11 protein-coding genes and 1 pseudogene are annotated in these 12,718 nt (G+C 71.7%); 9 read left to right on the plus strand and 3 right to left on the minus strand.

Translation table 11 applies throughout. From position 1 onward, the window contains the following. From CCN51_RS37360 to CCN51_RS37380, 5 genes are all read left to right on the plus strand, one after another. A partial coding sequence (locus tag CCN51_RS37360; RefSeq protein ID WP_245881750.1) for a molybdopterin molybdotransferase MoeA occupies positions 1–797 on the plus strand: 797 nt, incomplete at its 5' end. Between the two features lie 17 nt (positions 798–814). After that, the gene (locus tag CCN51_RS37365) at positions 815–1,792 is read left to right on the plus strand and encodes an NAD(P)H-quinone oxidoreductase (RefSeq protein ID WP_014178019.1); all 978 of its coding nucleotides are present in this window, start codon (positions 815–817) and stop codon (positions 1,790–1,792) included. 104 nt (positions 1,793–1,896) lie between these two features. Continuing rightward, positions 1,897–2,343, plus strand: a complete 447-nt coding sequence (locus tag CCN51_RS37370) for a hypothetical protein (RefSeq protein ID WP_143676000.1) — start codon at positions 1,897–1,899, stop codon at positions 2,341–2,343. A gap of 167 nt (positions 2,344–2,510) precedes the next feature. Next, entirely contained in the window at positions 2,511–3,068 is a 558-nt protein-coding gene (locus tag CCN51_RS37375) for a bacterial proteasome activator family protein (RefSeq protein WP_193383735.1), read from the plus strand. Positions 3,069–3,218: 150 nt separating this feature from the next. Then, positions 3,219–4,106, plus strand: a complete 888-nt coding sequence (locus CCN51_RS37380; protein WP_014178022.1) for an NAD-dependent epimerase/dehydratase family protein — start codon at positions 3,219–3,221, stop codon at positions 4,104–4,106. 72 nt (positions 4,107–4,178) lie between these two features. Here the strand turns inward: CCN51_RS37380 and CCN51_RS37385 are convergent, their stop codons facing one another. After that, positions 4,179–5,864 (minus strand): protein kinase domain-containing protein, encoded by a 1,686-nt coding sequence (locus tag CCN51_RS37385; protein ID WP_014178023.1) that lies wholly within the window; start codon positions 5,862–5,864, stop codon positions 4,179–4,181. Between the two features lie 310 nt (positions 5,865–6,174). Here CCN51_RS37385 and CCN51_RS37390 point away from each other — a divergent pair, with 310 nt between their 5' ends. After that, a complete protein-coding gene (locus CCN51_RS37390; RefSeq protein ID WP_014178024.1) occupies positions 6,175–7,764 on the plus strand; it encodes a protein kinase domain-containing protein in 1,590 nt (529 codons plus the stop codon). A 96-nt stretch (positions 7,765–7,860) separates the two neighbouring features. On the opposite strand, the gene CCN51_RS37395 is transcribed toward CCN51_RS37390, so the two are convergent. Beyond that, entirely contained in the window at positions 7,861–8,901 is a 1,041-nt protein-coding gene (locus CCN51_RS37395; RefSeq protein ID WP_014178025.1) for a phosphotransferase, read from the minus strand. Positions 8,902–9,069: 168 nt separating this feature from the next. Further along, positions 9,070–9,750, minus strand: a pseudogene (locus CCN51_RS37400) (response regulator); the annotation flags it as partial. A gap of 354 nt (positions 9,751–10,104) precedes the next feature. Here CCN51_RS37400 and pdhA point away from each other — a divergent pair. The 3 genes from pdhA to CCN51_RS37415 all read left to right on the plus strand — a co-directional run. After that, complete coding sequence (gene pdhA / locus CCN51_RS37405) at positions 10,105–11,259, plus strand: pyruvate dehydrogenase (acetyl-transferring) E1 component subunit alpha (RefSeq protein WP_014178027.1); 1,155 nt, start codon at positions 10,105–10,107, stop codon at positions 11,257–11,259. A 1-nt stretch (position 11,260) separates the two neighbouring features. Continuing rightward, positions 11,261–12,241 carry an alpha-ketoacid dehydrogenase subunit beta gene (locus CCN51_RS37410; protein ID WP_014178028.1) on the plus strand — a complete coding sequence of 327 codons (981 nt, stop codon included), beginning with the start codon at positions 11,261–11,263 and terminating at the stop codon, positions 12,239–12,241. A gap of 23 nt (positions 12,242–12,264) precedes the next feature. Further along, positions 12,265–12,718, plus strand: a 454-nt coding sequence (locus CCN51_RS37415) for a biotin/lipoyl-containing protein (RefSeq protein WP_342749408.1), incomplete at its 3' end; no start/stop codon positions are given.

The following is a 12,718-nucleotide window of genomic DNA, read 5'->3' on the forward strand; positions in this document are numbered from 1 at the left end:
CCCGCGGCCAGGAGTGCCGCAGCGGCGATCTGCTGCTCCCCGCGGGCGCCCTGATCACCCCCGTGATACTGGGTCTGGCCGCCGCCGCCGGATACGACGAGCTGCCGACCGTGCCCCGGCCCCGCGTCGAAATCCTCGTCCTCGGCGACGAGCTGCTGCGGCAGGGCCTCCCCCACGACGGCCGCATCCGCGACGCGCTCGGCCCGATGCTCGCCCCCTGGCTGCGCGCGCTCGGCGCCGAGCCGCTGGCGACCCGCCGATTGGCGGACGACGCGGAGGCGCTGTACGAGGCCGTGGCCGGTTCCCCCGCCGATGTCGTCCTGACCACCGGCGGCACGGCCGCGGGACCCGTCGACCACGTCCACCCCACGCTGCGCCGACTGGACGCCGAGCTGCTGGTCGACGGGGTGGCGGTGCGCCCCGGCCACCCGATGCTGCTGGCCCGCCTGGCCCCGGACAAGCACCTCGTGGGGCTGCCCGGCAATCCGCTGGCCGCCGTCTCCGGTCTGCTGACCCTCGCCGAGCCGCTGCTGCGGACGCTGACGGGCCGCCCGACGCCCACCCCCTGTCCGGCCCCGCTGACCGCCGCCGTCCACGGCCATCCGCGCGACACCCGCCTGGTCCCGGTGGTCTTCCGGGGCGACGAGGCGCGTCCGCTCCGCTTCAACGGCCCGGCCATGCTGCGCGGCGTCGCCGTCGCGGACGGCCTGGCCGTCATCCCGCCCGGCGGCGCGGACCGGGGGAGTGAGGTCGAGATCCTGGACCTGCCCTGGTCCACCGCCTGGCCCGCAACTTGAGGAGTAGCCTCCCCGCCATGTATGCGATCACCATCCCCGAACCCGGCGGCCCCGACGCCCTCGTGTGGGCGGAGGTCCCCGATCCCGTACCCGGCGAGGGCGAAGTCCTGGTCGATATCGCGGCCGCCGGCGTGAACCGCGCCGATCTGCTGCAGCGCCAGGGCCACTATCCGCCGCCCCCGGGCGCCCCCGACCACCCCGGCCTGGAGTGCTCGGGCCGGATCGCGGCGCTGGGCCCCGGCGTCAGCGGCTGGGCGGTGGGCGACGAGGTGTGCGCGCTGCTCGCGGGCGGCGGTTACGCCGAGAAGGTGGCCGTGCCCGCGGGGCAGGTGCTGCCCGTGCCCCCCGGCCTCGACCTGGTCACCGCGGCCGGCCTCCCCGAGGTGGCCGCGACCGTCTGGTCCAACGTCTTCATGCTCTCCCACCTCCGGCCGGGCGAGACTCTGCTGGTGCACGGCGGCTCCAGCGGCATCGGCACCATGGCGATCCAGCTCGCGAAGGCGGTCGGCGCGCGGGTCGCGGTCACGGCGGGCAGCGCGGAGAAGCTGGCGGCCTGCCGTGAGCTGGGCGCCGACATCCCGATCGACTACCACGAGCAGGACTTCGTCGAGGAGGTGCGCACGGCCACCGAGGGCGCCGGAGCTGATGTGATCCTCGACATCGTCGGCGCGAAGTACCTCGCGCGGAACGTGGCGGCGCTCGCCACCAACGGACGGCTGGCGATCATCGGTCTGCAGGGCGGGGCGAAGGCCGAGCTGAACCTCGGCGCGCTGCTGGCCAAGCGCGGCGCCGTGATGGTCACCAGCCTGCGCGCCCGCCCCCTCGCGGAGAAGGCGGCGATCGTCGCGGCGGTGCGCGAGCACGTCTGGCCGCTCGTCGAGAGCGGCCGGGTGCGCCCGATCGTCGACCGTACGATCCCGATGCGCGAAGCGGCCGAGGCGCACCGCGTGCTCGAGCAGAGCGGCCATATCGGCAAGGTGCTGCTGACGGTCTGAGGCGGCTGGACGGTCTAATCCTGGGCGGCCCCGGGTGCCGTGCCCATGCCGTCGTGTGACGCTGAAACCGTCATGCGACGGCTCGGCACGGGAGGGTGACGACCGTGAGACCTGCGCTTCGTAGGCTGCGCACGCTGCCGGCGGTGCTGGTGATGGCCGGTGTGGCGCTGCCGGCCGTACCCGTCGTGGCGCGTGCCGACGACAACGACGAGCTGGCCGGGACCCGCGCCGGAGAGGGCCGGGCGCATCCCGGGCGCACCGATGAGCCCGATGCCGCACCGCCCCCCGCGTCGGTCGGGCCCGCGCCCTCGCGGAGGGCCGGAGAGGGCGCGGGGGAGCCGCGAGAAGGCCAGCGCAAGCAGGGCCAGAGGACACCGACGCAGGGGCCGCAGGGTTCGTACGAGGACGCGTACGACCCCGCCGACGCCGCGCGGACCGACGCCGTGCCCACCGGGCGGACGCTGCGCGTGCTGCCGCTGGGCACCGGCCTGGCCCTGATGGGGCTCGGCCTGGGGCTGGCGTTCCTCGGGCTGCGGCTGCGCCGTCAGTGAGGTTGCCGCTGCGCCGTCAGTGAGGTTGCCGTCAGAAGGACTGCAAGTGAGGTTGCCGTCAGAAGGACCACAGCAGCCACGACGGTTGCCGAAGGCGCCGGAGAACGGTGCCTGATCCTGACCACCCTCCCCCTCCGTACGGGTGCTCGTGCGGAACAATGGGGGTTATGAACCAGCCGATGAACGAACGATCGCAGGAGAGCCCGCACGTCCTGGTCGTCGGCCCGGACGGCATGGCCCTCGGGAGCGCCACCTCTGGCGGCGGCGGTGACGACGAGTCGCGCGAGGTTCCCGTGACGGACATGGTCGAACAGCCGGCCAAGGTCATGCGCATCGGCAGCATGATCAAGCAGCTTCTGGAGGAAGTCCGGGCGGCGCCTCTCGACGAGGCCAGCCGGGTCCGTCTCAAGGAGATCCACGCCAGCTCGGTGAAGGAGCTGGAGGACGGCCTCGCGCCGGAGCTGATCGGCGAGTTGGAGCGTCTTTCCCTCCCCTTCACCGATGACGCGGTCCCGACCGAGGCCGAGCTGCGGATCGCCCAGGCCCAGCTGGTCGGCTGGCTCGAGGGCTTGTTCCACGGCATTCAGACGACGCTGTTCGCCCAGCAGATGGCGGCGCGTGCCCAGCTGGAGCAGATGCGCCGGGCCCTGCCGCCGGGTCTCGGCGGCGAGGACGGGGAGGGCGGGCCGCAACACGGCGGGGCCCGTTCTGGCCCGTACCTTTAGCCGTCAGCCGACCCTTAGCCGTCAGCCGACCCTTAGCTGTCAACCGATCCATAGCCATAGCCATCGACCGACCCTTTTACCTACGGCGGGCCGCCCCGGAGGACATCCTGAGTCCTCCGGGGCGGCCCGCCGCGAGAGAGGTCCGCCACCATGCGCATCTTCGTCGCGGGAGCCACAGGCGCCGTCGGCCGCCGCCTCGTCCCGCTTCTCGTCGCGGCGGGACACGAGGTGACCGGCGGTACGCGCACCCCGCAGGGGGCGGAGCGGCTGCGCGCGCAGGGGGCCTCGGCCGTACGCGTCGATGTCTTCGACGCCGACAGCGTGCACCGGGCGGTCGCTGCCGCCGCCCCCGAGGCGGTCGTCCACCAGCTGACCGACCTGGCGCACGGCGACCGCGCCGCGAACGGGCGGATCCGCAGGGCGGGCACCCGTCACCTCGTCGACGCCGCCAAACGCGCCGGGGTGACGCGTATCGTCGCCCAGTCGATCTCCTGGGCCTACGCGCCCGGCGACGCCCCGGCCGACGAGTCCACCCCGCTCGATACGGCGGCGGAGCCGCCGCGGGCCGGGATGGTCGGCAGTCTGCGGGCGCTGGAGGAGACGGCGGCGGAGATCGAGACGCATGTCGTACTGAGATACGGGACCTTCTACGGCCCCGGGACCTGGTACGCGCGGGGCGGGCCGCTGGAGGCCGCGCTGCGGGGCGAGCAGGCGGCGGGGGGTCCGGTGGCGGCGCTGATCGGCCCGGCGGTGGCGGGCGACGCGGTCAGCTCGTTCGTCCATGTCGAGGACGCCGCCCGTGCCGCGGTGGCCGCGCTGGGCTGGCCGAGCGGCACGGTCAACGTCGTGGACGACGAACCGGCGCCGGCCCGCGCGTGGCTGCCGGCGTTCGCGGCCGCGGTGGGCGCGCCGGCACCCGCCCCCGCTGTGGACGGCGGCCGGGCGGGCTGGGAGCGCGGGGCCGACAACACCCTTGCCCGTCGCCTCGGTTGGCGGCCGCTCCACCCCACCTGGCGTACGGGCTTCACAACACTGTGATGCGGAAAGGGGCCCGGCGGATGCCGGGCCCCTGCGACTGCGCGAAGAACCTGAGAACGGAAGCGGGCGGGCTCAGCCCGGCAGCCCCGTGGAGACCGTCAGCTCGATGGTGTCGGTGTCCGGGTCGTACGGCTCGTAGTTGCGGTACGTGTAGTTGAGGACGGTGCCCTTGCCCCACAGGTTCTCGTCCTCGGTGGTCACGCGGTACTTCCAGCCCGCGTCCCGGATGCACTTCTTCACCGAGTCGATGTAGAGGTTCTGGAAGTCGGGCACGTTGTAGGCGCCCTTCTGCTCGTACGACTCCGAGGCGTCCTTGCACTTCTCCGGGTTGATGACCTTGGTCTTGTCGCCCTCGCGGAACCCGGACGGAGTCGAGGACGCCGTGGCGGTCTTGGTGTCCTTGCCGTCGTCGCGCGCCTGCCCCCCGTCGTCGGACCCGCCGCCGCTGAGGGCGATCACCAGGACCACGGCGATGACCGCGATCGCCGCGACGACCGCCGAGCCGATGATCACGCGCTTGTTGCCGTTGTCACCGCCCTGGCCGCCGCCCGAGGCCGGGGCCGAGGCGGGCGAGACGGTGTACGGCGGCGGGGTGTTGGCCCCGCCCTGCGCGTACGGCGCGGGGGTCGGGGCCGGGGTCGGAGCGGGCGCCGGGGTGTTGTAGCCCTGCTGGGGCATCGGCTGGGCGGACGGCGGCGGGGTGGAGGGGCCGAAGCCGCCGAATCCGCCGGAGGACTGCGGCTGGTACGGGGTCTGGACGCTCCCCATGCCCGGGCCGGGGGGCTGCTGGCTGACCGGCGGGAAGACGGCCGAGCCCACGCCGGAGCCGCTGCGGGCGGGCGGGCCGCCGCTGATGATGATCGGGGAGGCGCCGGTCTGGCCGGTGCGCGAGACGCGGTCGCATTCGTCGCGCATGGCCTCGGCGGTGGGGAACCGCTCGTTCGGGTTCTTCTTCAGGGCGCGGGCGACCAGCGCGTCCACCGCCGGGGGGATGGACTGGTTGATCGTGGAGGGAGCGACCGGCTCCTCCTGGACATGCGCGTACGCGATGGCGAGCGGCGAGTCGGCGTCGAACGGCAGCCGGCCCGTCAGCAGCTCGAAGAGCATGATGCCGACGGAGTACAGGTCGCTGCGGGCGTCCACGCCCCGGCCGAGGGCCTGCTCGGGCGAGAGGTACTGCGGGGTGCCGACGACCATGCCGGTCTGGGTCATGGAGGTCACGCCCGACTGCATGGCGCGGGCGATGCCGAAGTCCATGACTTTGACCACATTACGCTTGGTCATCATCACGTTACCGGGCTTGATGTCGCGGTGGACCAGCCCCATCTCGTGGCTGATCTCCAGCGCGGCCAGCACGTCGGCGGTGATTTTCAGCGCTTTTTCCGTGGGCATCGCGCCGAACTGCCGGGCATCGGCGTCGAGGACGGCGCGCAGCGGCTGGCCCTCGACATACTCCATGACGATGTACGGCATCACGGAGCCGTCGATCGTGTCCTCGCCGGTGTCGAAGACCGAGACGATGTTGGTGTGGCTCAGCTTGGCGACCGACTGGGCCTCGCGGCGGAAGCGCTCGCGAAAGGACTGCTCGCGGCCCAGTTCGGTGTGCAGGGTCTTGATCGCTACCTGGCGGTCGAGGACGCTGTCGTAGGCCAGGTGGACGGAGGCCATACCGCCCTCGCCGAGCAGGTCCCGCAGTTGATAGCGGCCGCCGGCGAGCGACTTCCCTTCGTAGCGGCCTGGTGCGCCCTGCTGGCTCATTTCTTACGTCCCCCTCGGCGCACTCACTATCTTGACGCGCACGTTCTGCTGTTGATCTTCTTGTAGTCGATACCCTGGCCCAGTCTGCCCCAGGCCGCGGACACGTCAAGCGACGTGCCCGTTCCGTGACCGGATGTGCAAGAACCCGTCACGCGATTTGCATGGCCTCACCTACAACAGGTTGGATGGCCGGTCCATCAGGAACCGGCGAGTGGCACGGACCCTGTAGCGTGCCCTAGCAGGAAACCGTACCGCCCGCGAGCGGGGCGATCACGACAGACCCCCACCCCAGATCAGACGGCGAGGACCGATGGCACAGACCCAGAGCGCCCAGGGGCCCTCCGAACCTGACGCCACCGGGTCCGGAATGTCGGACTCCCCGGAGGCGTGGGGTAACGGTGGACTGGTCGGCGACGGACGCTACCGACTCACCGGCCGGCTCGGCCGCGGGGGTATGGCCGAGGTGTTCGCCGCCGAGGACGTGCGGCTCGGCCGTACGGTCGCGGTGAAGCTGCTCCGCGCCGATCTGGCGGAGGACCCGGTCTCCAAGGCCCGCTTCACCCGCGAGGCCCAGTCGGTCGCCGGGCTCAACCACCACGCCGTCGTCGCGGTCTACGACTCCGGCGAGGACATCGTCGGCCAGCCTGGATCCATTCAAAGCACTGTGCCGTACATCGTCATGGAGCTGGTCGAGGGCCGTACGATCCGCGATCTTCTGGTCAACGCCGAGGCGCCGCCGCCGGACCAGGCGCTGATCATCGTCTCGGGGGTGCTGGAGGCGCTGGCCTACAGCCATCAGCACGGCATCGTGCACCGCGACATCAAGCCGGCCAACGTGATCATCACCCACAGCGGCGCCGTCAAGGTGATGGACTTCGGCATCGCCCGCGCCCTGCACGGGGCCGCCTCCACCATGACCCAGACCGGCATGGTCATGGGCACCCCGCAGTACCTCTCGCCGGAGCAGGCCCTCGGCAAGGCCGTCGACCACCGCTCCGATCTGTACGCCACCGGCTGTCTGCTCTATGAGCTGCTGGCGCTGCGCCCGCCGTTCGTCGGCGAGACCCCGCTGTCGGTGGTCTACCAGCATGTTCAGGACATGCCGGTGCCGCCGTCGGAGGTCTCGGGCGGTGTGGTGCCGCCGGAGCTCGACGGGCTCGTGATGCGCTCGCTGGCCAAGGACCCGGACGACCGGTTCCAGAGCGCCGAGGAGATGCGCGGCCTGGCGCAGTACGCGCTGCAGATGCTGATCGACGCGGGCGGCCACACCGGCACCTGGAACACCGGCCCGGTCACCCAGCATCTGGGTGGCTCCACGGGCGCCATGGGCATGGCCGGCACCACCGCCCTGCCCCACCCCGGGCACGGCAACACCGCCCAGCAGCCGATCCTGGGAGGTCGGCACCACGACGATGCTTCCGGTGGCTACGACGGCGGGTACGACGACGGCTCCGGCGGCCGCGGTGGCCGCGGCAAGCTGTGGCTGCTGGCCGTGCTCGCGGTGATCGCCATCGCGGCCGGAGTCGCGTTCGCCATGGACTTCGGCCGCGACAAGGGCGGCGGGAAGCAGCCGGGCAAGCCGGAGACGTCGACCTCGCAGTCCCACACCAAGGACCCGACCGAGAAGCCGACGGACGAGCAGACGGAGACGAGCTCGCCCACGGAGACCTCCGGGGACACCGGCGGCGGCTACCCCGGCAGCGCGGAGCCGTCCTCGCCGACGTACACCGAGCCCACGACCAATCCCCCGACGGACACGGAGACGGACCCACCCACCGACCAGCCGACGGACGACGAGACGACTCCGACCGACGATCCGACCACCCCGACGACGACTCCGCCCACGACGGATCCGACCGTCGACCCGACCGATCCGGCCGACCCCGGGGTCACCGGCTGACGGGCTCACTGGTCCTCCGACGGGGCGCGCCTACGCGTAGGCGCGCCCCGTCGCGCGTTGTCCCGCTGTTTAAGTTGTCCCGCTGTTTAAAGCGACTCAGCCACAGAAGGCATCGCGGACCGCCTCGTACTCCCGCGTCCACCACACCGCCAGGGCCGCCGCCGCGGGGAACAGCGGATCGGCGCGCCGGTCGCCGTCCTGGTAGCGCCAGCGCAGCATCCAGAAGTCGTTGAGCCGTTCCCACCACACCCGGTGCACGGCCGCCGCCATCTCGGCGGCCCCGGCGCCCGTCGCACGGCGGTACGCCCGCGCGTACGGGCGCACCTTGTCCAGCTCCAGCGGGCCGCCGGGCCGTACGAAGAAGATCGCGGCGGCGCGGACCGCCTCCTCGGCGCGGGGCTGCACCCCGAGCCGGTCCCAGTCGACGATCGCGGCGGGTTCCGTATCGCGGTAGAGGAGATTCAGCGGGTGGAAGTCGCCATGGACCCAGCCGGTGGCCGGGATGGCGTCGGCCTCCGGGCGGCGGTGGGCATGCCGCTCCAGCAGCGCGCGCCGTTCGACCAGGCGGTGCTCGGCGAGTTCGTCGAAGGGGTCGCGCCGGCGGCGGCCGCGGGTGAGGGTGAGCAGCCGGTCGATGAGCGCGAAGGTGTACTCGGGGTCGGCCGAGGCCTCGGGGGGCTGGCGGTCCGCCGCGCGGGCCACCACGACCTGCTCCAGGCAGGTGTGGACGCGTCCGAGCAGCCCGCCGAGCCGCGACGACTGGGCGGCGGTCAGCTCGCCGCCGGCCCGGTGCCGTCCGTCGACCCAGGGGTGCAGGGCGTAGCAGCGGCCGCCGATGACCGCGACGGTATGGCCGTCGGCGTCGGGGACGGCCGGGGCGACGGGCACCCCGAGCTCTTCCAGTTGCTTGGTCACGCGGTGCTGGTGGTCGATGGTGGCGCGGTCCCCGTCCAAGTGGTGCTTGAGGAAGAACCGACCGCGGGTGGTGGCCAGCCGGTAGCCGCGGTTGAGCAGTCCCTCGGCGACGCGCTCGCAGGACACCGCCTCGCCGGGGCCGTCGTAGCGGCGCAACAGCGCGCTCAGGGTTTCCCCGTCGGGAGCGGTCTTCTCGGCGGAGGTTACATGTGAGCGCGGCACGCGCCAGATGTTAGATCAACGGGCGCGGGCGGTACGGCGCGAGTTGACTCGGGGGTCCGCTCAGTGCTTCTGCGGCTGGGTCTTTCGCTCCTCGGCCGCGGCACGGGCCCGCTCCTGATCCCGCGCCTGCGGCTGCGCCTGAGAGGGCGGCGGGGCATGTGCCTGCGCCTGGGCCTGGAGCCGTGCCACGTACGCGGCGGCCTGCGAGCGGCGCTCCATGCCGAGCTTGGCCAGCAGCCCGGAGACATAATTCTTGATCGTCTTCTCGGCCAGATGCAGCCGTTCGCCGATCGCGCGATTGGTCAGCCCTTCCCCGATCAGCAGGAGGATCCGGCGCTCCTGCACGGTGAGATCGGCGCTCCGGTCGTCACCCAGTTCACCCGCGCCCGCCGCAGTGTCTGTGCCGGTCTCGGCGTCTGTGCGCATCCGCTCCAGCAGCCGGGCCGTGGCGGCCGGGTCGAGCAGGGAGCGGCCCGCGGCCACGTCCCGTACCGCCCTGAGCAGTTCGCCGCTTCCGACGTCCTTGAGGACATAGCCGTACGCGCCCGCCATGATCGCGTCGATGAGGGCCGCGTCATCGGCGAAGGAGGTGAGCATCACGCACTTGATGTCCGGATGGTGGGCACGGATCTCCCGGCAGACCTCGACACCGCTGCCGTCCGGCAGCCGCAGATCCAGCAGGGCGACTTCAGGGTGCGCCGCGGGGATGCCGGCCAGGGCCTCGGCCACGGTGCCCGCCTCGCCGACCACGACCATGTCCGGCTCGCCCGAGAGGAGGTCATGAAGACCGCGGCGTAGGATTTCATGGTCGTCGAGTAGGAAAATGCTGATTTTTCCTTCTTCGCGCACGAATCCAGTCTCACACACTGCGTCTTCTGAGGGTCTTCTTAAGTCTTTCAATGTCTTTCCGCGCCGTTGGCCGGGGAGATAACGTGCCGTTGTTCCGGCGGGCTGCGGGGCTGTGACCAGTGATTGTTCCACTTCTGCGTGATTTACTTGGAAATCCAAGCAAAATTGCAGGTCAGAGGGGGTTACGCAGAGATGCGACCCACTGGGTAACGTGCCCTTTGCAGGGCCAGCCGCCGGGATACCTGTCACGCCCGGTCGGTCTTCGGCGCACCCACCCCGTGCGCTGTCGTCGAGCGAGCGAGCCGCAACTGGCCGCCGGCGGATCCCGGGGGCCGGACAGACGGAGGAGCACACGTGACCGTGGAGAGCACTGCAGCGCGCAAACCGCGCCGTAGCGGAGCCAAGCGCACCAGCGCCAAGCGGCGGACGGCCGACCAGCCCGAGCTCGTCCAGCTGCTGACCCCGGAGGGCGAGCGGGTCGAGCACCCCGAGTACTCCCTGGACCCCACCCCCGACGAGCTGCGCGCCATGTACCGCGACATGGTGCTGACCCGGCGCTTCGACGGTGAGGCCACCACGCTGCAGCGCCAGGGCGAGCTGGGTCTTTGGGCCTCGCTGCTGGGCCAGGAGGCCGCCCAGATCGGCTCCGGCCGGGCCCTTCAGGACGACGACTACGTCTTCCCCACCTACCGCGAGCACGGCGTCGCCTGGTGCCGTGGCGTGGACCCGGTGAATCTGCTGGGCATGTTCCGCGGCGTGAACCACGGCGGCTGGGACCCCAACAGCAACAACTTCCACCTCTACACCATCGTCATCGGCTCGCAGACGCTGCACGCGACCGGCTATGCGATGGGCGTGGCCAAGGACGGCGCGGACTCCGCGGTCCTGGCCTACTTCGGGGACGGGGCCTCCAGCCAGGGCGATGTCGCCGAGGCGTTCACCTTCGCCGCGGTCTACAACGCCCCGGTGGTCTTCTTCTGCCAGAACAACCAGTGGGCCATCTCCGAGCCCACCGAGCGGCAGACCCGCGTCCCGCTCTACCAGCGCGCCCAGGGCTACGGCTTCCCGGGCGTACGGGTCGACGGCAACGACGTGCTGGCCTGCCTCGCGGTCACCAAGGCCGCGCTGGAGCGCGCCCGCACCGGCCAGGGCCCCATGCTCATCGAGGCGTTCACCTACCGGATGGGCGCCCACACCACCTCCGACGACCCGACCCGCTACCGCCGGGCCGAGGAGCGGGAGCTGTGGGAGACCAAGGACCCGATCTCGCGGCTGCGCACCTATCTGACCGCCCAGGGCCTGGCGGACGACGCCTTCTTCGCCGATCTCGAGAAGGAGAGCGACGCGCTCGCCAAGCGGGTGCGCGACTCCGTACGGGCCATGCCCGACCCCGACGACATGGCGCTCTTCGAGCACATCTACGCCGACGGGCATCCGCTCGTCGACGAGGAGCGGGCCCAGTTCGCCGAGTACCAGGCTTCGTTCGTCTCCGCAGAGGAGGGCAACTGACATGGCAGCCCAGAAGATGTCGCTCTCCAAAGCGATCAACGCCTCGCTGCGCAAGGCGCTCGAGAACGACCCCAAGGTCGTGATCATGGGCGAGGACGTCGGCAAGCTCGGCGGGGTCTTCCGCATCACCGACGGCCTCCAGAAGGACTTCGGCGAGGACCGGGTCATCGACACCCCGCTCGCCGAGTCCGGGATCGTCGGCACCGCGATCGGGCTGGCGCTGCGCGGCTACCGCCCGGTGGCGGAGATCCAGTTCGACGGGTTCGTCTTCCCCGCGTACGACCAGATCGTCACGCAGCTCGCCAAGATGCACGCCCGGTCGCTGGGCAAGGTCAAGCTGCCGGTCGTCATCCGGATCCCGTACGGCGGCGGCATCGGCGCGGTCGAGCACCACAGCGAATCGCCCGAGGCGCTGTTCGCGCATGTCGCCGGGTTGAAGGTGGTCTCGCCCTCCAACGCGTCCGACGCGTACTGGATGCTGCAGCAGGCCATCGACAGCGACGACCCGGTGATCTACTTCGAGCCCAAGCGCCGCTACCACGACAAGTCCGAGGTCGACACGGCCGCGATCCCCGACCCGCTGCACGCCGCGCGGGTGGCACGGGCCGGGACCGATCTGACGCTCGCGGCGTACGGCCCCATGGTCAAGGTCGCGCTCGACGCCGCCGGCGCGGCTGCCGAGGAGGGCAAGTCGCTCGAGGTCGTGGACCTGCGGTCGATGTCGCCGATCGACTTCGACACCCTTCAGCGGTCCGTCGAGAAGACCCGCCGGCTGGTCGTCGTCCATGAGGCACCGGTCTTCCTGGGCACCGGCGCGGAGATCGCCGCGCGGATCACCGAGAGGTGCTTCTATCACCTTGAGGCCCCGGTGCTGCGGGTCGGCGGTTTCCACACCCCGTACCCGCCGTCGCGGCTGGAGGACGAATACCTCCCGGGCCTCGACCGGGTGCTCGACGCCGTAGACCGCGCGTTGGCGTACTGAAGGGCTTGAGGAGAGTCGTGACCATGACTGCAACCGATCAGCGCTTCCGTGAGTTCAAGATGCCCGATGTGGGCGAAGGGCTCACCGAGGCGGAGATCCTCAAGTGGTACGTGGCGCCGGGCGACAGGGTCGCCGACGGCCAGGTGGTGTGTGAGGTCGAGACCGCGAAGGCGGCGGTCGAACTGCCGATTCCGTTCGACGGTGTGGTGCACGAGGTGCGCTTCGGCGAGGGCTCGACGGTGGACGTGGGCACCGCGATCATCTCGGTGGACACCCAGCCGGGTGCGGGGGACGCGGCTGCCTCCTCGGAGCCCGCCGCCGCCCCGGCCGAGCCCGCCGAGGCGGCCGAGGCTGCCCAGGCTGCCGAGTCGGGGGGGCGCCAGGCCAACCTGGTCGGCTACGGCGCGGCGCCCTCGTCCACCAAGCGCCGCCCGCGCAAGCCGCGGTCCGGTGCCGAGGCGGCGCCCGCCCTTGGCG

Source organism: Streptomyces milbemycinicus (genome assembly GCF_002154605.1).
GTDB lineage: Bacteria > Actinomycetota > Actinomycetes > Streptomycetales > Streptomycetaceae > Streptomyces > Streptomyces milbemycinicus.

Coding starts and splice junctions, on each gene's coding strand:
- CCN51_RS37385 (WP_014178023.1), bottom strand. CDS start 5,864: ATGAGCCAGCAGGGCGCACCAGGCCGCTACGAAGGGAAGTCGCTCGCC.
- CCN51_RS37410 (WP_014178028.1), top strand. CDS start 11,261: ATGGCAGCCCAGAAGATGTCGCTCTCCAAAGCGATCAACGCCTCGCTG.
- CCN51_RS37380 (WP_014178022.1), top strand. CDS start 3,219: ATGCGCATCTTCGTCGCGGGAGCCACAGGCGCCGTCGGCCGCCGCCTC.
- CCN51_RS37365 (WP_014178019.1), top strand. CDS start 815: ATGTATGCGATCACCATCCCCGAACCCGGCGGCCCCGACGCCCTCGTG.
- CCN51_RS37375 (WP_193383735.1), top strand. CDS start 2,511: ATGAACCAGCCGATGAACGAACGATCGCAGGAGAGCCCGCACGTCCTG.
- CCN51_RS37390 (WP_014178024.1), top strand. CDS start 6,175: ATGGCACAGACCCAGAGCGCCCAGGGGCCCTCCGAACCTGACGCCACC.